At 67.4% G+C, this 22,339-nt stretch carries 23 protein-coding genes, 3 tRNA genes and 1 pseudogene; 11 read left to right on the forward strand and 16 right to left on the reverse strand.

Going from position 1 to position 22,339, the window contains the following annotated elements:
- Positions 1 to 48 precede the first annotated feature (48 nt).
- Complete coding sequence (locus tag HMPREF0975_RS08250; protein WP_009233691.1) at positions 49 to 2,739, forward strand: DEAD/DEAH box helicase; 2,691 nt, start codon at positions 49 to 51, stop codon at positions 2,737 to 2,739.
- Here HMPREF0975_RS08250 and HMPREF0975_RS08255 read toward each other — a convergent pair.
- From HMPREF0975_RS08255 to mmuM, 3 genes are all read right to left on the reverse strand, one after another.
- Positions 2,736 to 3,371, reverse strand: a complete 636-nt coding sequence (locus tag HMPREF0975_RS08255) for a GyrI-like domain-containing protein (protein ID WP_009233692.1) — start codon at positions 3,369 to 3,371, stop codon at positions 2,736 to 2,738. The genes HMPREF0975_RS08250 and HMPREF0975_RS08255 overlap by 4 nt on opposite strands.
- Positions 3,361 to 3,879, reverse strand: a complete 519-nt coding sequence (locus HMPREF0975_RS08260) for a PadR family transcriptional regulator (protein ID WP_009233693.1) — start codon at positions 3,877 to 3,879, stop codon at positions 3,361 to 3,363. Before HMPREF0975_RS08260 ends, HMPREF0975_RS08255 begins: the two co-directional genes overlap by 11 nt.
- Before the next feature lie 83 nt (positions 3,880 to 3,962).
- Positions 3,963 to 4,940, reverse strand: a complete 978-nt coding sequence (gene mmuM, locus HMPREF0975_RS08265) for a homocysteine S-methyltransferase (protein WP_009233694.1) — start codon at positions 4,938 to 4,940, stop codon at positions 3,963 to 3,965.
- A 151-nt stretch (positions 4,941 to 5,091) separates the two neighbouring features.
- Between mmuM and HMPREF0975_RS08270 the strand changes: the two genes are divergently transcribed.
- On the forward strand, positions 5,092 to 6,432 hold the full coding sequence (locus HMPREF0975_RS08270) for an amino acid permease (protein ID WP_009233695.1): 1,341 nt from the start codon (positions 5,092 to 5,094) through the stop codon (positions 6,430 to 6,432).
- A gap of 37 nt (positions 6,433 to 6,469) precedes the next feature.
- Here the strand turns inward: HMPREF0975_RS08270 and HMPREF0975_RS08275 are convergent, their stop codons facing one another.
- Both HMPREF0975_RS08275 and HMPREF0975_RS08280 read right to left on the reverse strand, forming a co-directional pair.
- Positions 6,470 to 6,844, reverse strand: coding sequence for a YccF domain-containing protein (locus tag HMPREF0975_RS08275; RefSeq protein ID WP_009233696.1), 375 nt, complete (start codon positions 6,842 to 6,844; stop codon positions 6,470 to 6,472).
- 87 nt (positions 6,845 to 6,931) lie between these two features.
- Positions 6,932 to 7,852 carry an ATP-grasp domain-containing protein gene (locus HMPREF0975_RS08280; RefSeq protein WP_009233697.1) on the reverse strand — a complete coding sequence of 307 codons (921 nt, stop codon included), beginning with the start codon at positions 7,850 to 7,852 and terminating at the stop codon, positions 6,932 to 6,934.
- Positions 7,853 to 7,991: 139 nt separating this feature from the next.
- On the opposite strand from HMPREF0975_RS08280, the gene HMPREF0975_RS08285 reads away from it, so the two are divergent.
- From HMPREF0975_RS08285 to HMPREF0975_RS08310, 6 genes are all read left to right on the forward strand, one after another.
- Positions 7,992 to 8,495, forward strand: a complete 504-nt coding sequence (locus tag HMPREF0975_RS08285) for a hypothetical protein (protein WP_009233698.1) — start codon at positions 7,992 to 7,994, stop codon at positions 8,493 to 8,495.
- 173 nt (positions 8,496 to 8,668) lie between these two features.
- Positions 8,669 to 8,741, forward strand: a tRNA-Lys gene (locus HMPREF0975_RS08290).
- Between the two features lie 49 nt (positions 8,742 to 8,790).
- Positions 8,791 to 8,866: transfer RNA gene (locus HMPREF0975_RS08295), tRNA-Lys, on the forward strand.
- Positions 8,867 to 9,148: 282 nt separating this feature from the next.
- Positions 9,149 to 9,364, forward strand: a complete 216-nt coding sequence (locus HMPREF0975_RS08300) for a hypothetical protein (protein ID WP_009233699.1) — start codon at positions 9,149 to 9,151, stop codon at positions 9,362 to 9,364.
- A 253-nt stretch (positions 9,365 to 9,617) separates the two neighbouring features.
- On the forward strand, positions 9,618 to 10,094 hold the full coding sequence (bcp, locus tag HMPREF0975_RS08305) for a thioredoxin-dependent thiol peroxidase (protein WP_009233700.1): 477 nt from the start codon (positions 9,618 to 9,620) through the stop codon (positions 10,092 to 10,094).
- Positions 10,095 to 10,217: 123 nt separating this feature from the next.
- Positions 10,218 to 10,299, forward strand: a tRNA-Leu gene (locus tag HMPREF0975_RS08310).
- 136 nt (positions 10,300 to 10,435) lie between these two features.
- On the opposite strand, the gene HMPREF0975_RS08315 is transcribed toward HMPREF0975_RS08310, so the two are convergent.
- The 3 genes from HMPREF0975_RS08315 to HMPREF0975_RS08325 all read right to left on the reverse strand — a co-directional run bounded on the left by HMPREF0975_RS08315 (position 10,436) and on the right by HMPREF0975_RS08325 (position 12,059).
- Entirely contained in the window at positions 10,436 to 10,837 is a 402-nt protein-coding gene (locus tag HMPREF0975_RS08315) for an STM3941 family protein (RefSeq protein WP_009233701.1), read from the reverse strand.
- A gap of 213 nt (positions 10,838 to 11,050) precedes the next feature.
- Positions 11,051 to 11,707, reverse strand: a complete 657-nt coding sequence (locus HMPREF0975_RS08320; RefSeq protein WP_009233702.1) for an SIMPL domain-containing protein — start codon at positions 11,705 to 11,707, stop codon at positions 11,051 to 11,053.
- A 58-nt stretch (positions 11,708 to 11,765) separates the two neighbouring features.
- Positions 11,766 to 12,059, reverse strand: a complete 294-nt coding sequence (locus HMPREF0975_RS08325; protein ID WP_009233703.1) for an antibiotic biosynthesis monooxygenase family protein — start codon at positions 12,057 to 12,059, stop codon at positions 11,766 to 11,768.
- Positions 12,060 to 12,210: 151 nt separating this feature from the next.
- On the opposite strand from HMPREF0975_RS08325, the gene rph reads away from it, so the two are divergent.
- Together rph and rdgB are read left to right on the forward strand one after the other, a co-directional pair.
- On the forward strand, positions 12,211 to 13,026 hold the full coding sequence (rph, locus tag HMPREF0975_RS08330) for a ribonuclease PH (RefSeq protein ID WP_009233704.1): 816 nt from the start codon (positions 12,211 to 12,213) through the stop codon (positions 13,024 to 13,026).
- Positions 13,027 to 13,043: 17 nt separating this feature from the next.
- Complete coding sequence (gene rdgB, locus HMPREF0975_RS08335) at positions 13,044 to 13,748, forward strand: RdgB/HAM1 family non-canonical purine NTP pyrophosphatase (protein WP_009233705.1); 705 nt, start codon at positions 13,044 to 13,046, stop codon at positions 13,746 to 13,748.
- 14 nt (positions 13,749 to 13,762) lie between these two features.
- On the opposite strand, the gene HMPREF0975_RS08340 is transcribed toward rdgB, so the two are convergent.
- From HMPREF0975_RS08340 to clpS, 6 genes are all read right to left on the reverse strand, one after another.
- Positions 13,763 to 15,199 (reverse strand): L,D-transpeptidase family protein, encoded by a 1,437-nt coding sequence (locus tag HMPREF0975_RS08340; protein ID WP_049939638.1) that lies wholly within the window; start codon positions 15,197 to 15,199, stop codon positions 13,763 to 13,765.
- 88 nt (positions 15,200 to 15,287) lie between these two features.
- On the reverse strand, positions 15,288 to 15,701 hold the full coding sequence (locus HMPREF0975_RS08345; protein ID WP_156808223.1) for a DUF3054 family protein: 414 nt from the start codon (positions 15,699 to 15,701) through the stop codon (positions 15,288 to 15,290).
- A 113-nt stretch (positions 15,702 to 15,814) separates the two neighbouring features.
- Positions 15,815 to 16,612 carry an MBL fold metallo-hydrolase gene (locus HMPREF0975_RS08350; protein WP_009233708.1) on the reverse strand — a complete coding sequence of 266 codons (798 nt, stop codon included), beginning with the start codon at positions 16,610 to 16,612 and terminating at the stop codon, positions 15,815 to 15,817.
- Positions 16,609 to 17,472: a glutamate racemase gene (murI, locus tag HMPREF0975_RS08355; protein ID WP_009233709.1), complete on the reverse strand. Its 864-nt coding sequence runs from the start codon at positions 17,470 to 17,472 to the stop codon at positions 16,609 to 16,611. The genes HMPREF0975_RS08350 and murI overlap by 4 nt, the downstream gene beginning before the upstream one ends.
- Positions 17,473 to 17,502: 30 nt before the next feature.
- Positions 17,503 to 18,192 (reverse strand): DUF2017 family protein, encoded by a 690-nt coding sequence (locus HMPREF0975_RS08360; protein WP_009233710.1) that lies wholly within the window; start codon positions 18,190 to 18,192, stop codon positions 17,503 to 17,505.
- On the reverse strand, positions 18,192 to 18,527 hold the full coding sequence (gene clpS, locus HMPREF0975_RS08365) for an ATP-dependent Clp protease adapter ClpS (protein WP_009233711.1): 336 nt from the start codon (positions 18,525 to 18,527) through the stop codon (positions 18,192 to 18,194). Before clpS ends, HMPREF0975_RS08360 begins: the two co-directional genes overlap by 1 nt.
- 134 nt (positions 18,528 to 18,661) lie before the next feature.
- On the opposite strand from clpS, the gene HMPREF0975_RS08370 reads away from it, so the two are divergent.
- Positions 18,662 to 20,092, forward strand: a complete 1,431-nt coding sequence (locus HMPREF0975_RS08370) for a nicotinate phosphoribosyltransferase (protein WP_009233712.1) — start codon at positions 18,662 to 18,664, stop codon at positions 20,090 to 20,092.
- Positions 20,093 to 20,149: 57 nt separating this feature from the next.
- Here the strand turns inward: HMPREF0975_RS08370 and HMPREF0975_RS08375 are convergent, their stop codons facing one another.
- Together HMPREF0975_RS08375 and HMPREF0975_RS14840 are read right to left on the reverse strand one after the other, a co-directional pair.
- Positions 20,150 to 21,973: a DEAD/DEAH box helicase gene (locus HMPREF0975_RS08375; protein WP_049939640.1), complete on the reverse strand. Its 1,824-nt coding sequence runs from the start codon at positions 21,971 to 21,973 to the stop codon at positions 20,150 to 20,152.
- A pseudogene (locus HMPREF0975_RS14840) lies at positions 21,970 to 22,334 on the reverse strand (DUF3039 domain-containing protein). The gene HMPREF0975_RS08375 and the pseudogene HMPREF0975_RS14840 overlap by 4 nt, the downstream one beginning before the upstream one ends.
- Positions 22,335 to 22,339: the final 5 nt, after the last annotated feature.

Genomic DNA, 22,339 nt, shown 5'->3' on the forward strand with positions numbered 1-22,339 from the left:
CCTGGTTCTCGACCCGCCGCCGCAGCGCCTCCGTGAGACCATGTCGCCATGACGGCCCCCGCACTGAACGCGATGCTCGACGCCCTCATCCCGGCTGACGATCCCGAGCGCGTCCCCGAGCCCGAGGAGGTCTACCTGGCCTTCTCCCAGTGGGCGGAGACGACCGGCCGTCCCCTCTACCCGCACCAGGATGAGGCGCTGTCAGAGATCCTTCAGGACCGCCACGTCATTGCCGCCACCCCGACCGGTTCGGGCAAGTCGATGATCGCGCTGGCCGCCCATACCGCATCTCTGGCCCGCGGGGGCCGCTCCTACTACACGGCCCCTCTCAAGGCCCTGGTCAGTGAGAAGTTCTTCGAGCTGGTGCGCCTGTTCGGGGCGGATAACGTCGGTATGGTCACCGGGGACACCTCCATCAACGCCGCCGCCCCGATCATCTGCTGCACCGCGGAGATCCTGGCCAACCAGTCCCTGCGCGAGGGCGAGGACATGGATGTGGACTGCGTCGTCATGGACGAGTTCCACTACTACGCCGACCCTCAGCGCGGCTGGGCCTGGCAGGTGCCCCTCCTGGAGCTGCCCCAGGCGCAGATGGTGCTGCTGTCGGCCACGCTGGGCGACGTCTCCTTCTTCGTGCGGGACCTGCGCGAGCGCACGGGTCGCGAGGTGGCCGTCGTCGACGACGCCGTGAGGCCGGTTCCCCTGGAGATGGAGTACGTCGTCGAGCCGATCGGCGAGCTCCTTCAGCGCCTGGTGGGTCAGGACAAGGCTCCGGTCTACGTCGTCCACTTCTCCCAGAAGGAGGCGATCGAGCGCGCCACCTCCCTGCTGAGCGTGGACCTGGTGCCTAAGTCCCGCAAGGCGGATGTGGCTCGGGCTCTGGGTGACTTCCGCTTCGGCGGCGGTTTCGGAGCCACGCTCTCTCGGCTGCTGCGCGCCGGTATCGGCGTGCACCACGCGGGCATGCTGCCGCGCTACCGGCGGCTGGTGGAGCGCCTGGCCCACGAGGGCCTGCTGTCCGTCATCTGCGGCACGGACACGCTCGGGGTGGGGATCAATGTGCCGATCCGCTCGGTGGTCATGACCTCGTTGGTGAAGTTCGACGGTTCCAAGGAGCGTCACCTCACCGCTCGTGAGTTCCACCAGATCGCAGGGCGGGCGGGGCGTGCCGGTTTCGACACCCGCGGCTACGTCATCGTCCAGGCCCCCGAGCACGTCATCGAGAACGCCAAGGCACTGGCCAAGGCCGGCGACGACGAGCGCAAGCGCCGCAAGATCGTGCGTAAGAAGGCCCCCGAGGGGCGCGTCAACTGGACGGACAAGACCTTCGAGCGGCTGCGCGACGCGGCCCCGGAGACACTGACCAGCCAGTTCCAGGTCACCACCACGATGGTGCTGAACCTCATGGAGCGCGTCGGCGACCCGGTGGCGGCGATGGCGGGCCTCCTGGAGCGCGCGCACGAGCCCGAGGGCCAGCGGCGCCGGCACGTGCGCCGCGCTCTGGAGATCTACCTGTCCCTGCGCACGGCGGGCGTTGTCACGCACGTCTCCAGCGCCCAGGCCGCCGCCGACGGGCGTCCCCGGCTTCGTCTGGCCGTGGATCTGCCGGCTGACTTCGCCCTCAACCAGCCTCTGGCGCCCTTCGCGCTGGCAGCCATGGATCTGCTGAACGTGGATGCCCCGGAGCACACGGTCGATGTCGTCAGCATCGTCGAGGCGACCCTGGACGACCCGCGCCCGCTGCTCTACGCCCAGCAGCGCGCCGCCCGCGGGGAGGCGATCGCCGCGATGAAGGCCGAGGGGATGGACTACGAGGAGCGCATGGCCGCTCTGGAGGAAGTGACTTGGCCCCAGCCCCTGGCCGAGCTGCTCACTCCCGCCCTGGAGATGTATAAGCAGGCCAACCCATGGATCGCCGAGCACGAGCTGGCGCCGAAGTCGGTGGTGCGCGAGATGGTGGAGAACGCGATGACCTTCTCCGACCTCATCTCCCGCTACGATCTGGGGCGCAGCGAGGGCGTGGTGCTGCGCTACCTCACCGACGCCTACCGCGCGCTGCGCCAGGTCGTGCCCGAGGAGCACCGCACGCCCGAGGTCACTGAGCTCATCGATTGGCTGGGTGCCCTCGTGCGCGCCGTCGACTCCTCCCTGCTCGATGAGTGGGAGGCGCTCGGCCAGGTCCAGGCGGGCAAGGCGGGCGAAGTCGCCGGCCTGCTCGATGGCGACCGTCCCGGCGCGGACGACTCATCCGGGGTGGAGCGGGCCTTCGGCGCAGGCGAGGACGGGACGGTGGCCTTCACCCGCAACCGTCACGCCTTCCGGGTCGCGGTGCGCCGGGAGATGTTCCGGCGCGTCGAGCTCATGGCGCGTGACGACGTCGAGGCCCTGGGGCGCCTGGACGCCTCCTCCGGCTGGGGCGAGGACCGCTGGGACGAGGTACTAGGCCGCTACTGGGACGAATACGACTGGATCGGCACGGACACCTCGGCCCGGGCGATCTCGCTGGCGCCGCTCGATGAGGCCCCCGATGAGACGGCACTGGCCGCTGCCGGGGTCAGTGAGCGCCTGCGCGACGCCCTGGAGGCCTCCGGGCGGCAGGTGTGGCTGGCCACGCAGGTTTTGGAGGATCCCGATGGCGACCACGACTGGCGCCTGACGGCCCTGGTGGACCTGGCCGAGTGCGACCGGGACGAGCGCGCGGTCGTCCACCTGCTGTCCGTGGGGCCGCAGCAGGGCTAGCCCGTCTCCTCGGCGGCGGTTTCGGACCTGACCGGCTGACGCAGGACGGTCTTCATCTTCTCCGGCGCCACGCGCCTGGGGTCGCTGAGGTAGATCTCGTGGTGCGGGCCGTTCCAGGTGAGCCCGAGTCTCGGCATGACCTCGTCGTGCAGACGCGCCAGAGTGGGGGCCTCATCGTCGTAGGTGCCCACGTGGAGGATCTGCAGCGACCTGCCCTCGGCAAACCGGAGTTCTCGGAGCTCACCGATCGGCAATTCGGGCTTCTTACGCAAGGCCTGATAAAGGCCCTCGTCGACGTCCTGCGACGAGACCGCGTCAGGCAGCGGGATCATCATGGTCCAGTCCCATTCTCCCTTGTCGCGGGCGATGAAAGCGGAGTTGTCGGCGCTCGTCCACAACCCCTCGAGGGGCCCGACGACGAAGTCGTCACCAGTGCGCTTTTTCAGGGCGGAGCGGATCGCGTAGGCGCCCGCGTACAGTGCCTGGATCGCGGCGGCGTAGGCGGGCGAGGTGTTGGGGTCGCCGTGGCCGTCGATGGCCAGGTAGGTCATGGCCGGTACGTCCACCTCCGTGAAGTCGGCCGCTGCCGGCTGATACAGGTCCTTGCGGTCTTTCTTGATGTCAGTCCTCATCACTGTCTGCTTTCTTTAGAAGGGTGCGGGTCCAGGTGAGATCCGCTTCCTGGCGCAGGATCTCGTAGTCGAAGATGGCCAGGGCGTGCTCCTGATCAACTTGCGCGCGCAGCCCGCGCAGCTGGTCGAGCCTCTCCTGGAGCGCCTCGGCGCGTTGTGACAGCGAGGCCATGAGCTCGGGGGCGCTGAGCCGGGGATAGGCGCAGATCGCCGGGAGCACGCCCGCGGTGGGCGGGGCCGGAGTGAGGACTCGTTCACTGGAGGCCTCGCTCAGCTCACGCCAGCCGGCGTCGGTGATGCGAAAGACGGTGCGGCGTCCTGTGGAACCGTCGTCGGGTTCGACGAGCCCTCGTTCTGCCAGTCGTTTCAGAACGTAGTAGACGGAGGAGAAGGCCAGGGAGGTCCACTGGCGGTAGCCGCGCTGCTCGATGGTCCGATCGAGGTCGTAGCCGTGGCGCGGCTGCTCGGCAAGAAGCGAGAGAACAACGATGTCGGCGTCGGAGGTCATACTCTTACTCTAGCACTAGAGTAACGGTGGGCAAACCGATCCTCCCGCATCTCAGGGGGTCGCTCGAGCCTAAGGCGGCTGCCCTACGCGCTTAAGGCGTGGGCCAGCTCGCGGATCTGTGCCGGGCGGGTACGGCAGCAGCCGCCGATGAGTCGAACCCCGGAGGCGCCCCAGGAGGGCGCCAGGGCCGCGAGCCCGTCCCCTTCTTCCCCGGCCTTCCACGTCTTGGTCGCCGGGTCGTAGAGATCGCCTGAGTTCGGATAGGCCACCAGCGGTTTGGTAGTGGCCTCGCGCAGAACCGGCAGCGCCCGGGCAACGACGTCGGGGGCCACGCAGTTGACGCCGACAGCGACGACCGTCTCCTGATCGGCGGCCCAGGCCGCCGCCTCTGCGAGCGGGGTGCCGTCGGCCAGGTGGGCGCCATCGGGCCGAACCTGGAAGGAAACCCAGCATTCGGATTCGGCAGCGAGATCCTCGACCGCGCCGACCAGCGCCTGCGCCTCGTCCAGGCGCGGCAGGGTCTCCAAGGCGAACAGGTCGATCCCCTCCCCCGCCAGCATCTCGATACGGGGCAGGTGCACGTCCCGGAATACCGGGGCGTCAAGGGCTCCGACATCGTAGACGCCGGTGTACTCGCTGCCGTCGGCCAGGTAGGCGCCGTAGGGCCCGAGTCCCCCGGCGATGAGCAACTGCGCCTCGGGGTGCTCCGCCTCGAAGCGACGAGCGGCTTCCCCGGCGAGACGGGCCCCGGCCGCGATGACCTCCCGGGCGCGGTGAGCGTCATGCCCCGCCCGCAGCAGGGCCGGAAGCGTTGCCTGGTAGGTGTTGGTGGTGATGACGCGGGCACCGGCCTTCAGGTAATCGGTATGAACCTGGCGCACGGCCTCGGGGGCAGTGGTGAGGGCGAGGGCCGACCACAGTGGGTCATGGGTGTCGACGCCGCGGGAGTCCAGCTCTGTGCCCATCGCCCCATCCAGGACGACTGGGCCGCGAGACAGAAGATCGGACAGCCGGACCGGATTGCGCTCCAAGGACGTGGTGGATGCCGAGGACGTTCGCATTGCGACACGGTATCGGATGGTTCCCGGAGGTACCGGTAGCGTCCCGATCATGGCTCCCGTAGAAGAATCTCGTGAGGCGGCCAGCACGTCGGCCGCCTCGCCAGCCGGCGCCCCCGACAGACAAGGCCATATCACGGCGTTGGAGCGCCGCATGAATCGGCGTCATCTCATGATGATCAGTTTTGGTGGAGTCATCGGTACGGGGCTGTTCCTGTCCACCGGTTACACGATCAATCAGGCCGGTCCGCTGGGAACTGTGCTGGCCTACTCCATCGGCGCCGTCATCGTTTACCTGGTCATGATGTGCCTGGGGGAATTGAGCGTGGCGATGCCCTTCACCGGAGCCTTTCACGTCTATGCCCGTCAGTATCTGGGGCCCGCCACCGGGTTCGTGACCGCCGTGCTGTACTGGCTCACGTGGACGGTGGCCTTGGGAAGCGAGTTCACCGGCGCCGCCATGATCATGTACGGCTGGTTCCCGGGCGTTCCCGTGTGGGTGTGGGCTGCCGCCTTCATCACCCTGGTCCTGGTGCTCAACATGGTCTCTGTCAAGGTCTTCGCCGAGGCGGAGACCCTGCTGTCGGGGATTAAGGTGGTTGCGATCATCCTGTTCATCGTTCTGGGCACGGCCGCGATCATCGGCCTGCTGCCCTACGAGGGCCATCGCGCGGCGCTGGGACTGACGAATCTGTACAGGGACGGGCTCTTCCCCAACAGCTTCGGCGCCGTTTTCACCACGATCCTGGCGGTCAACTTCGCCTTCTCCGGGACCGAGCTTATCGGCATCACGGCGGGAGAGGTGGAGGACCCGGGAACCACCATCCCCCGGGCGATCCGTGCGACGCTCGCCCGCCTGGTCATCTTCTTCATCGGCTCGATCGTCATCATCGCGGCGTTGATCCCCTGGAAGGAGGCCGGAGTCGAGGAGAGTCCCTTCGTGACGGTCCTGTCCAGGATCGGCGTGCCCTACGCCGGGGACCTCATGAACGTCGTCATCCTGGCCGCCATCCTGTCCGCGGCGAACTCGGGCCTCTACGCCTCGACCCGCATGCTGTGGTCGCTGGCCAACGAGGGCACTCTGCCCAAGGTCCTGGCCCGTACCAACCGCTTCGGGGTGCCGGCACTGGCGATGGGCCTGTCCATGGTCGGCGGGCTCGCAGCCCTGCTGACCTCGACTTACGCGGCATCCACGGTCTACCTGGTCCTGGTGTCCGTCTCGGGGCTCGCCGTCGTCCTGGTGTGGGTGGTCATCGCCGCCTGCCACCTGTCCTTCCGACGGCGCTGGGTCGCCGGGGGCCGCAGCCTTGACGACCTGGCCTACCGGGCTCCCGGGTACCCCTGGGTGTCGATCGCGGCGCTCACGCTGTCGGCGGCATCCTGCCTTCTCATCGTCTTCGACTCCGAACAGCGGCCGGCCCTGGGAATCACCGCCGCATTCCTGGTGGTCTGCTACGTCGGTTACTGGGGGGCCAACCGTCGGATCGGCCTTTGAAAGCGGGCTGCCGGATGCGCCGCCGTTCTGGAAGGCCTTAGCTGGACTCGACGATCTGCTTGCCGAAGGGGAAACAAGTGACCGGGATGAGCTTGATGTTGGCCACGGCTAGCGGTATCCCGACGATAGTGATGGCCTGTGCGGCTGCGGTGGTGACGTGGCCGATGGCCAGCCAGAGCCCGGCGACAAGGAACCAGATGACGTTGCTGATCCCGCTCATAGCACCTGCCCCGGGCGCGGGCACCACCTCGCGCCCGAAGGGCCACAGCACGTAGGAGGCGATGCGGAAGGAGGCGACGCCCGCGGGGATCGTGACGATGAGCAGGCAGGCGATCAGGCCGAAGAGGAGGTAGCTGAGGAAGAGCCAGAACCCGCCGAAGACGACCCAGATGATGTTGAGCAGTGTGCGCATGAACCGGCTCCCTTCACCGTTCCCGGTCGCCGGGGCGGCGACCCGCCAGAAGGATACCCGGACCTGGCGAGCATGGCGCCGGGCGGCTCACCACAGGACGCGCTGGGCGATGGCATCGGCGAAGTTGTCCAGCGCCTCCGGGGCAGCCCCCAAATAGAGGCCCGCGTCGATCAGTGAGACCTCCATGAGGTAGAAGCCGCCCCGACCGTCTCCGACGACGTCGACGCGGTTGAACAGCAACTGTATGTCGCGCCCGGAGACCTCCTTGATAAGCGCATGGATGGCCTTGCGCACCCGCTCGCCCCAGAGCCACTCCTGCTCGCTGGGCTCCCGCGCGGTGACGATCTCCTCATGGATCTCATCAGTCGATTTAAAGGACGGGTGGAGCATCGGAGCCTTCTCCACCGCATGGGAGAGCACCCCGTTGAAGTAGACCAGGGAGACCTCGCCCTTGCGGTCCACCTCCTCCAGGTACCGCTGGACCATAACGGTCCGTCCGCGGCGCAGGTGGTGCATGGCATCGTTGATCGCGGCGGACCGGGAGGAGGCGTCGGTGGCGGTGTAGCGTCCCGTTCCGCGCCCGCCCGAGGAGATGGCCGGCTTGACGACGAAGTCGCCGTGAGCGGGGAAGCGCGTGTGGACCTGGTGCTTGGAGTAGCCCGCCTCCGGCTCCAGCCAGGCCGTCGGAATCATGGGCACCTCCCACTCGCCCAGGCGAGTGAGGTAGTGCTTGTCCGAGTTCCAGGCGACGACGTCGGGATGGTTGGTCAGCCTGGGCACCGAGCGAGCCCACTGGAGGAAGTTGGAGTAGTTGCCCTTGGCGGCGTAGTCGCGGACGCTGCGCAGCACGACCGTGCCGGACTGGCCCCAGTCGACGTCGGGATCGTTCCATACGGCGATCCTCGGCTCGATGCCGCGCGCACGCAGAGCATCGGGCAGGCCGCGGTCGTCGTCGTCAAGCTCTGGGAAGTCGGCGCAAGTCGCCAGCGTCACGATCGGGTCGCTCATGTGGCCCACGCTACCGCGCAAGGCGGCTCGGCGAGAGCCGCCGGCATGTGACGCCCAACCGCACCCGTGCCCACACGAAGCAGAGCCCCTGATCGGGCCGATCGGGGGAACGCACACGAGCGGGTGCCACAATGTTGGGATGACCGCCGCCCCCCGCAAACCACTCAGAACTGCCAATCAGCGCTACTGGGCGTCGATGGCCTCCATCGTCGTCGTGACCATCATCGTCGCGGGCCTGCTCGCGGGGACGGTCTCCCTGCTCACCGGCGCTCGTGCGGGTCGCAGCAGCGTTTGGGGCGGGATAGTGGTCGCCCTGGTGATGCTGGCGGGCTGGACCCTCGGCACTCGCGTGCGCGATCGCAAGAAACTCGATCTGCCCCTGTGGCGCCGCCTCGATGAGGAACAGACGGTCACCTTGAACCAGTACCGACAGTGGTCGCGTACCGGCCGTATCGAGGATACGACGGCGAACGGGAGCTCTATGAGCGGCAAGGACGGGCGAGCCAGGAAAGCAGGCCGAAGCCGGTCGGCCAAGGCGCCGCCGAAGACGCGCCCGCAATCCACGGCGTCGAAACGGGACCGCATCCGCGCCGCCGATGTCCGCCGTCGCCGGCAGGATCGAGAGAACCGCCCGCCGAGCTGAACGAGGCAGCCCCCCGGAAGACTCGAAGCTAACTGCACCCGCCCGAGAGCCCCTGAGACTTGCCACACAATAGGCTGGTTTCGTGGATTCCGGCTGGACGAGTCCCTCCTCCATCCGTAAAGTATTCCTCCGTCGCCCGGCGAATGCACGTCAAATGACATCGTTGTGGTGAAGCACCGCTAGCTCAATTGGCAGAGCAGCTGACTCTTAATCAGCGGGTTCAGGGTTCAAGTCCCTGGCGGTGTACGGCTCTTCCGCCTCATCAGGACGGGAAGCATCGGCCGTCACAGGCCGAGCACCGCTAGCTCAATTGGCAGAGCAGCTGACTCTTAATCAGCGGGTTCAGGGTTCAAGTCCCTGGCGGTGTACCACGAGGGGCGACTGCGTACTCGGGATGGTTCCGAGGCGCTACAGCACAAGCACGCAGGCGATCAGTCCGCGCCCGCCTGCGGCATGGGTCTGAGATACGCTCGAAATCCGCTGTCTCGTCGACTCCCGCTCCCCTCGCGAACACAGTGCGGCCGTCCGAATCGGCCGCGCCGCCAGAAGTCTTTGCCCGCAGAACATCGGTGTACAGGTATGCCTGATCGCACCGCCCGCTGCGGCCAGGCCCTCATGGGCCGACGACGTCGAAGGAAGTCGAGGGAATACGTATGACACACAGCATTCACACCACTACCGCACTGACCGCCGAGCCAGCGGCCGGTGCCCCCGAGGCCCATGATGGTGCCGACCGCGAGCTCTTCGCCGCGCGCGTCGAGCTCGCCTCGCTGGGAGCAACCGCCTCACCGTCCCGGCTTGAGCGTGCGCTGGAACGTCTGGACGCAGCTCAGAGGGCATCCCAGCAGTCGCTCTCCCGGGCCGCCTGATCGGGGCGCGGCGCACAAGATAGTTGATTCGATGAGGTCGGGGCTCGCTGCGGCGCGCCCCGACCTCATCATTCGGTTCGCCGCCACCGTCCTCGCGATGATGCCGAACCGGGCTGCCAAAGGTTCCGGACAATGCGATGGAACTGAGAACAACGTTCGCCAGATCACGAAACTAACTCACCGAATCCACTGCCGAAGGCACCGGGAACGATGCGAGGATGAGAGCATCCGCCCAGGCTCCCAAGGAGGACCTATGACCCAGCTCGCCGTCGGTGACCACGCCCCGGAATTCTCCCTGCTCGACCAGGACGGCCGCTCCGTGGCCCTCAACGACCTTCTCGCCGGCACGGACAAGGGCGTCATCGTCTATTTCTACCCCAAGGCCAGTACTCCGGGCTGCACCAAGGAGGCCTGCGACTTCAGGGACTCCATGGAGGGGCTCAAGGCGGCCGGCTACGCCGTCGTCGGCATCTCCCCTGACCCGGTGAGCGCTCAGGCCAAGTTCGCCAGCCGCCACGACCTGCCCTTCCCCCTGCTGTCGGACGCCGACCACGTCGTGATGGAAGCCTGGGGCGTATGGGGCGAGAAGAAGAACTACGGCAAGGTCTACACGGGCGTCATCCGTTCGACCGTGGTGGTGGCGCCCGACGGAACCGTGACGCTGGCCCAGTACAACGTCCGGGCGACAGGGCATGTCAAGCGTCTACGGGCTGCGCTCGGCGTTGATTGAAGAGCCGGTCACCCGGCAGGCCCCGTGGCCCCGGAGACGCTGAACTCGGCTCCCTTCAGTACGGGCGCGGCGGCCGCCGTATTCGGAAGTTCGCGCTGGAGTCGGTAGAGTGGATGCGTTGCAGCGCGAGTGGCGGAATTGGTAGACGCCCCAGGTTTAGGTCCTGGTGCCTTCGGGCGTGAGGGTTCGAATCCCTTCTCGCGCACAAATATATGGACCCGACGTCGTTATGCCGTCGTCGCGGCACACAAGGCCCTGATGGTTGCGGGACTATCGCCCCGGTCCGTTCCAGCCGTCGCTTGCCCGACTACCGCCGTAGTACCGGTACGCCTGTTGGAGCACTACGCCCTGGGGCCGCCTCCGGAACTGATCTGCTCCCCGAAGAACTCGGCGATGTCCGTCCAACGCGCGGACTCGTTGACAACATAGGACTGGCCGGAGCGCCGTTCCAGACGCAGCCCTCCGGGAGTGACGACCAGCCGGCTGCGACGGAGGATCTTCCTCACCACGACGGGGATTCCGACGACACCGAAGAAGACGACACCCGCAATCCCGCCCACCATGAATTGAAGCGAGGAGTCCGACTGGTTGGCGAGTGTGAGCAAACCGACGCTCAGCACGGTGAAGACGACACATCCCAGGAGCATTCCCCACTGACGGGAGGGAGACTCTGGAACTACCAGCACGTCGGTACTACGCAGCTGCTCGGTCTGTCGACTTACTCGATCAGCATCGATACCCATGACTCGTCCACACCTCCTGTGACGCGAGATCATCTACATTCAACTCACCCTACGATGAGCACGCGTCCGGGCACAAGGAAACAACTCTCCAGCCCTATCGACACCGCGATGCCGCTAGAAGCAAAAGGCCACATCGAACAAGGAGGCTTAAATCCTTCTACACCCATTCCGGACCTGACAGACTCTACAGAATCTACAAAGAGGTTGAATAGGTTACTCAGCCAGGAACTCCGCTTCGATCGATGCACTCATGCGAACATCCTCCGGCGTGAACTGGTAGGCGTCAGAAGAGGCCTTCCCGTATCCCGCCCCTCCGCCGCCCCGACTGGCCACAACACTTGACATTCCACCAGCAGTATTTTTCTCCAGAAAACCCTCATCCGCAACAGTCTTGACGGAACTGACGTGCAGGCCGAGAGCAGAAGCATACTGTTCCGCCTTGTCTTTTGCTGAGCGCACCGCCTTTTGACGCAACCAGGTCTCGAGTTCCTTCTTGCGACGCTCAGTCACCGACCACTCTATCGTCCAAACACGCACCCCTTTAAACGCCAGCACGGAATTCATCCACGCCCCCATGCGGGAGAAATCGCAGAACTTCACCTTCACACCGACCTCTTCGGAGAATTTGACGCCGTCATCATCCTTCCATGACCACGTGCGGGCTTTCGATACGGCGAACCATGTGACAGGGCCTTCTTGCTTATCATGCAATGACTCTATCTGCGCCCGCACCTGGTGCAGCACGTCAGACACTTGAGCGCGCACATGTTCGCGGTTCAGCCCTGTGCCCCTCACATCCAAGTGGACTGTGGCCCGCTGGGGCGGTTCGTAGTGATCGACACTTTCCCTGACGAAGATGTTTGTCACCATGCTCAGCTTCTTCCGATCAAGAACGATGATTTCAAGAGGCGTCGGTCTGTCGAAAGATCTACTGCTCGTGCTGGACGACCTCGAAGCCGAGGACCTCCACGCTCATGCCCCGGCGCTTGTCGTCCTCGTGCCCACCGGTAGGCCGCGCCGCCTGCCAGCACTCGTAGTCCTCTCGCGTCCGCCACCTGGTCACCACGAAGTAGCGGCCCTCGCCAACGACTGGGCGCAGCAGCTCGAAGCTCTGGAAGCCCTGCGAGGCATCAACACCGCGCTTGCGCGCGGCGAAACGCCTCTCGATCTCCTCCTGGGCGCCCTCGGGGAAGGTCAGCGCAGTGATGTTGACATAGGTCATGGTGTTCTCCTCGTTCTTCAACTCGGCTCCGTGCTGGAACAGATGGTGCAACGAACGCTACCGGCCAACCGCCGCCTCGCACCATGGCCGCCGGTACCCCAAGACGCAGAGGCCGCTCCGGAACCGAGACACGGCCGGGTAGCCTGGCCCCATGACAACCGCCCCGTTGACCCGCAAGGACGGCCGCGCCGTCGACGAGCTTCGCCCCGTGACCATGACCCGCCACTGGCTGGACCACGCTGAGGGATCGGTTCTGGTGACATTCGGACGCACCCGCGTCCTGTGCGCCGCATCCTTCACCGAGGGCGTTCCGCGCTGGCGCAAAGGCAGTGGTGAGGGTTGGGTGACCGCCGAGTACGCGATGCTGCCCCGGGCCGGATCTGAGCGCTCGGGCCGTGAGTCCGTGCGCGGCAAGGTCGGCGGCCGCACCCATGAGATCTCCCGTCTCATCGGCCGCAGCCTGCGCGGCATCATCGACGTGTCCGCACTGGGCGAGAACACGATCGCGTTGGACTGCGATGTCCTGCAGGCCGACGGCGGCACCCGCACCGCAGCCATCACCGGCGCCTATGTGGCCCTGGCCGACGCCGTCGCCTGGGGCACCGAGCGGGGGCTCATCAAGACCCGCTCCGGTAGACCGGTGCTGTCCGACTCCCTGTCCGCCATCTCGGTGGGGATCGTTGACGGCGTGCCCTGCCTCGACCTGCCCTATGAGGAGGACGTCCGCGCCGAGACCGACATGAACGTCGTCCAGACCGGGGACGGCCGGTTCATCGAGGTCCAGGGCACCGCCGAGCACGCCCCCTTCGACCGCTCCGAACTGGGAGCACTGCTCGACCTGGCCGCCTCCGGCAACGCCCAGCTCTCCGTGCTCCAGCGTCGAGCTCTGGCCGGCCCCAGTGGGGAGCCCTTCACCGTGTCCTCCTCGGAGTTCTCCACGGACCCGAACGCCCCCGAACCTCACTGATCACGGGGGCATGCTCCATGAACGCATTTTCTTCCGCCGATGCCCTCCCGGTTATGGACGAAGGCGGGGTACCCATCGGGGCCCGGCTCGTCCTGGCAACCCATAACGCCGGAAAACTGGCCGAGCTGAGGCAGATCCTTGAACCGCTCGTACCGGGCCTGGATCCCGGCGCCGTCATCTCGGCAGCCTCGCTCAAGGTTCCAGAACCAGTGGAGGACGGGCTGTCCTTCACCGACAATGCTCTTGTCAAGGCCCGGGCACTTGCCCTGGCCACCGGACTGCCGGCGGTCGCCGATGACTCGGGGCTGTGTGTGGATGTGCTGGGTGGAGCGCCGGGGATCTTCTCGGCCCGCTGGAGCGGGCGGCACGGTGACGATGCGGCCAACCTCCGCCTGCTTCTGGATCAGCTCGCCGATGTTGTCGATCCGCATCGGACGGCGCGGTTCACGTGCGCCGCGGTCCTGGTCCAGCCCGGCTCCGACGGGCTATCGGAGCAGGTCACCGCGATCGAGGGTTCCATGGAGGGACGGCTCGCGCGTTCCCCCCGGGGCGATGGGGGCTTCGGATACGACCCGATCTTCGTGCCCGTCCAGGAGGACGGGCCGGCGGGTCGGGGCCGCACCACCGCCCAAATGGCGCCTGAGGAGAAGCACGCCATCTCCCACCGGGGCCAGGCATTCCGCGACCTTGCCCCGATCCTGGCGGAGATCCTGAGCCGGTGAGTTCGGACGTCCTGTCAGTAGTGCGTCACCACAGTGGTGCCGATCTCGGACCACTGCCAGATCGCCTGAGCGTCCGCCACCGGGATGTTGATGCATCCGTGTGAGGACTCGTCCGTGCCGATGCCGAACTCCTTGACCCAGGGAGCACCGTGGAGGGCGTAGCTCTTGTGCCAGTAGCTCACCCAGGGAACGCCTCGTTCGCAGTAGGGCCATTCGGGAGTGCATCCCATGTCCTGCGCCCGGTGGCGCAGGTAGATCTTGTAGGTGCCGGTCACGGTCTCGTGCCCAACGCCACCGTGGTTGATGAGGATCGGCCCGTAGACGACCTTCTGCCCCTCGTAGGCGGTCAGCGTTGAGTCGGTCAGGTTGACGTCGATCCACTTCTCCCCCTCCTTGGCCTGGTAGGCGAAGCGCTCCGGCCCGCTGGGCACCACCCGGTTCTCGGTGGAGTGGGGAACCTCGTTCCAACTGATCTCCTGGCCAAGGCTCCTGCCCTGACCGAGCCCCTGGGCGAGCGCCGCCGTCACCTCCTCGATATTGCCCGCCCGTCTTCCGGCCTTGCCAGGGCGGGCGAGCTGGAGCACTGTCCCGGATGAGTCGACGTCGTTGATGGCGTTGACCGGACTGCGCTCCGCCTCCGCGGTCAGTGAGGAAACCCAGGCCTTGACTCTGTCCTGCGAGACCATGGGCACAATGCGATCCTCCTTGATGGGGAAATCGATCCAAGAGGCCTTCTGAGCCCTGGTAGCCGTGTGCGCGGCGGCGTCGACCGTTACCGAGAGCTCGGCGTCCAGCAGTGCGGTTGCCGATCGTGCCACCTCGCTCGCCTCCTCGGCGCTCACCGTGGGCTCGGTCCGGCGGATCGACAGCGGCGCCGTGTGATCGGAGAGCTTGCGCACGGCGGCATCGAGGGCCGAGTCCAGGTCATCGGGGTCGATGCCGTCACCTGATCTTCCGGGTGAGGCGGTGAAACCACCGCCGTCTTCATCCCAAGCCACTGTCGGCTCAACCGCGTGATCGTGCAGCGTGCTGCTCAGCTGGGATACCAGCGCGGCACGGGCTTCCTCGTCGATCGTGTACCGCACCGTCACCTCCCGCTTCCTGACGATGCCGCGTAGGTGGGCCATCGGCGATCCGGCTCCGGACACGGCGGCCTCCGCGGTCGCCTGGGCGTCGACCCGGGCGATCTGGGAGATCGGAACGGTGGTGGAGGTTCCTTTGACGTTCAGCGTCAGTGAGGCTGATGCGGCCCTCTGGGAGACGAGCGCGATCAGGGTCTGCCGGTCCATTCCGGACACGTCCTGTCCCATGAGCATGGTGCCTCGTGGAGCCCGCCCCTCGTGCCGGTGCGCATAAGTGAGGAATCCGCCCACTCCTCCCATGATGAGGGCGACGGCAACCAGAGCGCCGATCCACCGATGTGATCGACGCTGCTTGGAGGAGTGGTGCATGGCGTCAAGGTATGAACGGCCGGGTTGCCACCCCGTAAAGAGAGCGCCCCGGAGTCGGAAGGAGTCGAGGGGCTACCCTTGGCAGAGACTAACGCCCGTCCTGCTCCTGCTCGGCGAGGCGCCGTTCCAGCGATTTGGGGATCAGGGAATCGTGGGCGCGCACGTAGCCGTAGAGCCATCGCCATCCTCCCAGGAACACCAGGAGGAAAGTCCCTGTCATCACCGCCCAGGAAACCACGGCCGCGCCGTCGTCGAACGCTGCTGTCAGGTAGCGCAGCGCGGTCCAGGTCACCCAGACGAGTCCCACGACGATGAGCCCCTCGGGTAGCGCCATCTCCAGATGATCGGGGTGACGACGTCGGAGGAACCAGGTAGCGCCCCAGGCGATGACCACCGCCACAGCCACCTGCCACAGCGCGGTGACGACCTGCCCCATCGTGTGCGTCGAGGCGGCGCTGAACAGGGCCACGAGCGCCACGGCCACAAAATCCGCAGGAATCACCAGCCACCAGCGAGTCCGCCGGTCCCGGATCCAAGGACAGTCCGTCCCGTCGGGCAGAGCCGGGGTGAAGGAGATCGTCCGCTGCTTTGGGGGGCGGTCCTGCCCGCCGGAGCTCACAGCTCCCAGACGGCGTCCGCCGTCGCCGCCTCCAACGGGCCCGAGTAGACGGATGCGGCTTCCTTGAGGGGCACGGCTGGATCGGTCCAAGGCTGGATGTGGGTGAGGACCAGGTGGCCCGCACCGGCCTGGGCGGCCAGTTCCCCGGCGCGACGACCGGTCATGTGCATTCCGCCCACCGTGTCACGGCCCTCGACGAAGGCCGCCTCAGCCAGGAGGAGGTCCACACCCCGGGCCATGTCGCTCATGCTCTGGCACGAGTCGGTGTCGCCGGTGAAGGCCAGGTCGACCCGCCGTGAGGGATCCTCCTCACTCGGCCCCTCGACCCGGTAACCGTAGGCCTCCACCGGATGGAGCGCCTCGAAGGGCGAGATCACCATGGGCCCCACGCTGTAGGACCTGCCGGGCACGGCGGTGACGAAACCGAACTCGGTGGCGTAGCGCTCGGTCGGCGGCACGCCGTCAACACCCTGAAGACGCTCCAGCAGCTCTGAGGGCCCCAGGCAGGCAACCGGCCCCAGCGCCCCGGTCGGCAACCAGCGCCGGTAGACGTGCATTCCCACCAGGTCCACCATGTGATCGGCGTGGCAGTGGGAGATCGCGATGGCGTCGAGCTCGGCGGGATCGAGGTGCCGCAGCAGCTGCCCCATCGATCCCGGCCCGAGGTCCAGCACGATCGAGTAGGTGCGCAGCGCGCCGTCGGCATCGACCCCGTCGGCCTGTACCAGGTAGCAGGACGCCGGGGACTGAGGACCCGACATGGAGCCGGAGCATCCGATAATCGTGAGTCTCATGCAGATCCTTGGAGGGTGGCGGGAAGGGGGGAAACGTCGGACGGCACGACGCGGACGCCCGATTCGGAAGAGGCGAAGGCGATGCGCTCGACGGCGGCGACCTCGGGCCCGAGGAAGCGCCGGGCCAGCACCGAGAAGGCCTCCGGGTCACCGGTGGAGCGGAAGTCATGACGCGGTTCGGGAGCGTCTGATCCGCGAAGGAGGTTCTTGCGGGCCAGTGCCCGGTAGACATCCTTGGCGGTCTCATCGGAGGAGGTCACCAAGGGCACGTCCTCCCCCATCACGTAGGAGATCGGCCCCACCAGCAGAGGGTAGTGGGTGCATCCCAGGATGAGCGTGTCGACACCGGCCGCCTTGATGGGGGCGAGGTACTCCTCGGCGACGTCGAGAACCTCGGCGCCGGTGGTCACGCCCCGCTCGGCGAGCTCGACGAAACGCGGGCAGGCCTGGGAGAAGAGCTCGACGCCGGGGACGGCTTGAAGCGCATCGTCATAGGCGCGCGAGTCGACCGTCCCCCGGGTGGCGATCAAACCAACCCTGCCGTTGCGGGTCACCCGGGCAGCCGTGCGCGCGGCAGGGTGGATCACCTCGATGACCGGGACGCCCCGACCCAGGGTGTAGCGCTCGCGAGCATCGTGCAGGACGGCTGCGGAAGCGGTGTTGCAGGCGATGACGAGCAGCTTGACCCCGCGGTCCACGAGCTCGTCCATGATGCTCAGGGCCAGGGAGCGGACCTCGGCGATGTCTCGGGGGCCGTAGGGGCCGTTGGCGGTGTCCCCGATGTAGAGCACCTGCTCGTGGGGCAGCTGGTCGAGGACGGAACGGGCGACGGTGAGGCCACCGACCCCAGAGTCGAACATCCCGATCGGAGCATCATTCACACAGCGAGACTATGCGGGCCCTGTGCCCCCGAACAGCGCGGATACCAGTGATTCCTGCCACCAGGTGACCATGTCGTAGACGAGTGCCGTACCGCGGTACCACTGCTCGTGAGAAGTCTCGCTCTCAGGGGCCTCCTGGAAGGCGATGTCGTGGACGTGCCCGGCGTCCCGCGCCGACTCGATTCCCAGACGCTGAGCCAGCACAAGGCGGATGTCGTTGATCGCACCGAGCCAGTCCGCCTCCTGTCCCAGTGGCACCAGCACCGTCGCCTCGGGGCCCGATGGCACCCGCAGCTCGGCAACCAGCCGCACCAGGCGGGCGACCTTGTCGCCCCGCAGCCGTGCGCGGGTCAGACTGCTCACCTCCATCGCGGTGATGGGATCCTCGGATGCCTCCGGCAGCAGGACGCCGACGACGGGATCTGTAGTCGGCCGGCCGGCGTGAACGTGATTGGCGGGCGGATCAACGTCGAAGTCGAGAGCCGCCAGGACCTCGCGATCCCGCTCGCTCTCCCCCGGGCGCCCCGGATCGGCATGGGACGACGGCGAAGCGGCGACCGAGTCGTCCGCGTTCTCGTGAGCGGAGTCATCCGCTTGGAGGAGGGCCCTGACCTCAAGAGCTAACCGGGCCAGGATCTCTCGTTCCCAGTCATCGAGGCCGCAGGCCAGTCCCTGGGAGACCCGACGGAAGGCTCGCATCACTGTCCTCCTGCAGCATCGCTCGCGGAGCCCTCGCCGTCGTCGCCTAAAGGCTCGATCGTGGCGCGCAGACCATAGCCGTGCATCGCGGTCACGTCGATCTCCATGCGCTCGCGGGCGCCCCGGGAGACGACGGCGCGGCCGGTGGTGTGCACCTGCATCATGCGAGCCTCAGCCACGGGCAGGGAGAAGCCGAAGTAGGAGTGGAAGACCCAAGTCACATAACTCATCGTGTTGACCGGATCGTCATGAACCACGGTGCACCACAGGCGCTGAGCGCGGGCACGGGACTCCTCCAGGATCTCCGGTTCGGCGACGGGCAGCGAGGCGCTCATGCCACCAGGGTAACGGCGTCCCGGCAGTATGAGGTCGGTGATCCGCCAGTCACCTTCCCAAAAACCACCGATGATTGACCAACGGGGGACCGACGACAGGTGGCCTCCGCTCCGTGCCGCGATAGGTTGTTCCCGTGAACGACTACGCGCCCGCTGCCGAATCCACTGTTGCTTCTACAGCCCCTGTCGACGTGTCCGCGGCTTCCGCAGCCTCGACATCGTTGCTGACCGATATGTATGAGCTCACCATGCTTCAGGGAGCACTGGAGTCCGGCACTGCCCTGAGACGCAGCGTCTTCGAGCTCTTCGGCCGCAGGCTTCCCGCATCACGACGTTTCGGAGTCGTTGCCGGCACCGGTCGGTTGCTGGACGCCATCGAGGCCTTCACCTTCACTCCCGACCAGATCGATTTCCTGCACCGCACTGGGGTCGTCAATGACGAGACTCTGGACTTCCTGCGCAACTACCGCTTCACCGGTACAATCCGAGGCTACGCCGAGGGCGAGTGCTACTTCGCCGGTTCCCCGCTGCTGACCGTCGAGGGTACCTTCGCCGAGGCATGCATCCTGGAGACCCTGGCCCTGTCGATCTACAACTACGACTGCGCCGTCGCCGCAGCCGCATCCCGTATGACGATCGCCGCCCACGGGCGCCCTTGCGTGGATTTCGGCGCCCGCCGCGCCCACGAACTGGCGGCCGTCGCCGCGGCCCGGGCCTCGGTGGTCGGCGGCTTCGTGGGAACGAGCAACCTGGAGGCGGGGCTGCTCTACGGAATCCCCACGGTAGGAACCTCGGCGCACTCTTTCACCCTTCTGCACGATACAGAGGAGGAGGCCTTCGCCGCGCAGGTGGCCAGTCTCGGCCCGGGCACCACGATCCTGGTGGACACCTACGACATCGCCACCGGCGTGGAGCGGGCCGTCAAGGCGGCCAGGGCGGCAGGCGGAGAGCTCGGGGCGGTGCGGTTGGACTCCGGAGACCTGGTGGCCGAGGCCTTCAAGGTGCGCGCTCAGCTCGATTCCCTGGGCGCGACGAGGACGAAGATCACCGTGACCAATGACTTGGACGAGCACGCCATCGCCGCGCTGGGAGCGGCCCCCGTGGACTCCTACGGCGTGGGCACCAAACTCGTCACCGGATCGGGGCGTCCGACTGCCGCGCTCGTCTACAAGTTGGTGGAGCGCGAGGGTGCCGACGGCACCATGGAGGAGGTCGCCAAGTTCTCCTCGGGCGGCAAGTCCACTGTAGGAGGCCGTAAGTGGGCCGGTCGCGTCCTCGCCGCTGGGGGCACAGCGGCCGAGGAGCTGGTGGTCTCCAGCAGCTCGCGCGAGCAGGGACTGGCGGCGCTGGATGAGGCCGGAGCCAGGCCGCTCCAGGTGCTCCTGGTTGATGAGGGCAGGATCATTGAAGAGCATCGCGGCAAGGAGGCTCTGAACGCGGCGGCGGAGCGGCACAGAGCGTCCCGTGCTGAACTGCCCTATGACGCCTGGCGACTGAGCGACGGCGAGTCGGCGCTGTCGACCCGCCACGTCGACCTCAACGGGCGAGGCGCTACCCGGCGCTGAGCCGTCCGAGAGGACACCAGGGCGGATCCACATCCGCACCTGGCCACCTCAGGTGGGTCAGCGCTTGCCGACGAACCAGCGCCGCAGAGTCTGGATGCGCTTCTCGATCTCCTCGGTGGAGGCGGCCGCCACTTCGGGTCCCCCGCACACGCGCCGAAGCTCGTTGTGGACGACGCCGTGCGGCTGGCTCGAGCGGCGGGCCCAGGCGGCCACCAGCTGGGAGAGCTCCTTACGGGCCGCCGCCCGGCGCCTGGCGTCGTCGACACCCGAGTTCTTCCGTCTCTGAGCCGCAGCGGCATCCTGCTTCTTCTGGGAAGCGATCTGCTTGTCCTGGCGCTGGCGCAGCAGAGCGGTCACCTGCTCGGGCTCCAGCAGCCCCGGCAGCCCCAGGTACTCCTGCTCCTCGATGCTGCCGACCATGGCGCCGGTCCCGAACTCGCCGCCGTCGAAGAGGACACGGTCGAACTCGGCCTGACTGTCCATGGCCTCGAAGCCGGGCAGCAGCTCGGCCGAGGCGCTCTCAGTCTTGTTGGCCTCGGCGAGCAGCTTGTCCTCGGGGCTGAACAGGGCATCGTCCTGCGCCGCCGAGTCGGGACGGCGCAGGATGTGGTCGCGGGCCACCTCCATCTCACCGGCCAGAGCCAGCAGGGGCGTGACCGAGGGGAGGAAGACCGAGGCGGTCTCGCCGCGGGCCCGCGAGCGCACGAAGCGCCCGACAGCCTGGGCGAAGAACAGCGGGGTGGAGGTTGAGGTGGCGTAGACGCCCACGGCGAGCCGGGGGACGTCCACTCCTTCGGAGACCATGCGCACGGCCACCAGCCAGCGGTCGGTGGAGGCGGAGAAGGCCTCGATACGGCTGGAGGCGCCGTTGTCGTCGGAGAGGACCACGGTGGGGGCCTGGCCGGTGATGGCGCGCAGTTGCTTGGCATAGGCCCGGGCTTTGGCCTGGTCGGAGGCGATGACGAGGGCTCCGGCATCGGGTACCTGGCGACGCATCTCGGTCAGGCGCTGGTCGGCGGCGGCCAGGACCGCGGGGATCCACTCCCCCGCCGGGTCGAGCGCGGTGCGCCAGGCCTGAGCCTCCATGTCCTTGGTGAGGGGCTCGCCCAGACGGGCCGCGACCTCATCGCCCGCCTTGGTGCGCCACCGCATCTGGCCCGAGTAGGACATGAACATCACCGGGCGCACGACGCCGTCTCGCAGCGCGTCGGAGTAGCCGTAGGAGTAGTCGGCCTGGGAGCGCTTCGAACCGGAGGCGTCCTCCTGGTAGCGCACGAATGGAATCGGGGAGGTATCGGAGCGGAAGGGCGTCCCAGTCAGGGCGAGCCGCCGACGCGCCGGGGTGAAGGCCTCGCGGATCGCGTCCCCCCAGCTCAGGGCGTCCCCGCCGTGGTGGATCTCGTCGAGCACGACGAGGGTACGGGCCTGGTCGGTGCGGGCGCGGTGCAGGTTGGCGTTGGCGGCCACCTGCGCGTAGGTCAGGGCGACGCCGTCGAAGCGCGATCCGAGCGCCCCCTGGGAGTTGGAGTAGGAGGGGTCGATGTGGATACCGACACGGGCGGCCGCCTCGGCCCACTGGTACTTGAGGTGCTCGGTGGGGCAGACGATCGTCACCTTGTGAACGTCACCGGAGCTGAGCAGCTCGGTGGCCACCCGCAGCGCGAAGGTCGTCTTTCCCGCTCCGGGCGTGGCCACGGCCAGGAAGTCCTGGGGCATCGCCTCCAGGTACTGTCCCAGGGCCGCGGCCTGCCAAGCGCGCAGCGACCCGGCCGTTCCCCAGGCGGCGCGACGCGGGTAGGCCGGAGGGAGGTTCTGGGCCGCCGACGTCGAGACTCGCGTCGGGGCGGGGTGGGTCGCCTGGCCGCCGCGGGCGGCGTTCACCGACCGCCTCGCCCGAACGGGAAGCGGGGAAACGGGGGCCCTTGCCACCGTCGGAGTCGCCCCCACTGCGCATCTCCTCGTAGATGGACTTGCAGGTGGGACACACCGGGTACTTCGACGGGTCGCGCCCGGGCGTCCACACCTTGCCGCACAGGGCGACGACGGGACGCCCGGTGACGGCGGCCGCAGCGATCTTGTCCTTGCGGACGTAGTGGGCGAAGCGGTCCGCATCGCCGTCGTCGGTCGACTGGAGCTCCTCGCGCTCCAGGACGGCCGTACCGACGCCCTGCGTGGGCTCGGAGGCCGGGTCGGTCGGAGCTCCGGGCGATCCTGGATCAGCACTGGCGAGGACGTCTGTCATGCCGC

The organism is Actinomyces sp. oral taxon 849 str. F0330, assembly GCF_000239715.1.
Taxonomy (GTDB): Bacteria; Actinomycetota; Actinomycetes; order Actinomycetales; family Actinomycetaceae; genus Actinomyces; species Actinomyces johnsonii.

Coding starts and splice junctions, on each gene's coding strand:
- HMPREF0975_RS08250 (WP_009233691.1), top strand. CDS start 49: ATGACGGCCCCCGCACTGAACGCGATGCTCGACGCCCTCATCCCGGCT.
- HMPREF0975_RS08255 (WP_009233692.1), bottom strand. CDS start 3,371: ATGAGGACTGACATCAAGAAAGACCGCAAGGACCTGTATCAGCCGGCA.
- HMPREF0975_RS08260 (WP_009233693.1), bottom strand. CDS start 3,879: ATGACCTCCGACGCCGACATCGTTGTTCTCTCGCTTCTTGCCGAGCAG.
- mmuM (WP_009233694.1), bottom strand. CDS start 4,940: ATGCGAACGTCCTCGGCATCCACCACGTCCTTGGAGCGCAATCCGGTC.
- HMPREF0975_RS08270 (WP_009233695.1), top strand. CDS start 5,092: ATGAATCGGCGTCATCTCATGATGATCAGTTTTGGTGGAGTCATCGGT.
- HMPREF0975_RS08275 (WP_009233696.1), bottom strand. CDS start 6,844: ATGCGCACACTGCTCAACATCATCTGGGTCGTCTTCGGCGGGTTCTGG.
- HMPREF0975_RS08280 (WP_009233697.1), bottom strand. CDS start 7,852: ATGAGCGACCCGATCGTGACGCTGGCGACTTGCGCCGACTTCCCAGAG.
- HMPREF0975_RS08285 (WP_009233698.1), top strand. CDS start 7,992: ATGACCGCCGCCCCCCGCAAACCACTCAGAACTGCCAATCAGCGCTAC.
- HMPREF0975_RS08300 (WP_009233699.1), top strand. CDS start 9,149: ATGACACACAGCATTCACACCACTACCGCACTGACCGCCGAGCCAGCG.
- bcp (WP_009233700.1), top strand. CDS start 9,618: ATGACCCAGCTCGCCGTCGGTGACCACGCCCCGGAATTCTCCCTGCTC.
- HMPREF0975_RS08315 (WP_009233701.1), bottom strand. CDS start 10,837: ATGGGTATCGATGCTGATCGAGTAAGTCGACAGACCGAGCAGCTGCGT.
- HMPREF0975_RS08320 (WP_009233702.1), bottom strand. CDS start 11,707: ATGGTGACAAACATCTTCGTCAGGGAAAGTGTCGATCACTACGAACCG.
- HMPREF0975_RS08325 (WP_009233703.1), bottom strand. CDS start 12,059: ATGACCTATGTCAACATCACTGCGCTGACCTTCCCCGAGGGCGCCCAG.
- rph (WP_009233704.1), top strand. CDS start 12,211: ATGACAACCGCCCCGTTGACCCGCAAGGACGGCCGCGCCGTCGACGAG.
- rdgB (WP_009233705.1), top strand. CDS start 13,044: ATGAACGCATTTTCTTCCGCCGATGCCCTCCCGGTTATGGACGAAGGC.
- HMPREF0975_RS08340 (WP_049939638.1), bottom strand. CDS start 15,199: ATGCACCACTCCTCCAAGCAGCGTCGATCACATCGGTGGATCGGCGCT.
- HMPREF0975_RS08350 (WP_009233708.1), bottom strand. CDS start 16,612: ATGAGACTCACGATTATCGGATGCTCCGGCTCCATGTCGGGTCCTCAG.
- murI (WP_009233709.1), bottom strand. CDS start 17,472: ATGTTCGACTCTGGGGTCGGTGGCCTCACCGTCGCCCGTTCCGTCCTC.
- HMPREF0975_RS08360 (WP_009233710.1), bottom strand. CDS start 18,192: ATGCGAGCCTTCCGTCGGGTCTCCCAGGGACTGGCCTGCGGCCTCGAT.
- clpS (WP_009233711.1), bottom strand. CDS start 18,527: ATGAGCGCCTCGCTGCCCGTCGCCGAACCGGAGATCCTGGAGGAGTCC.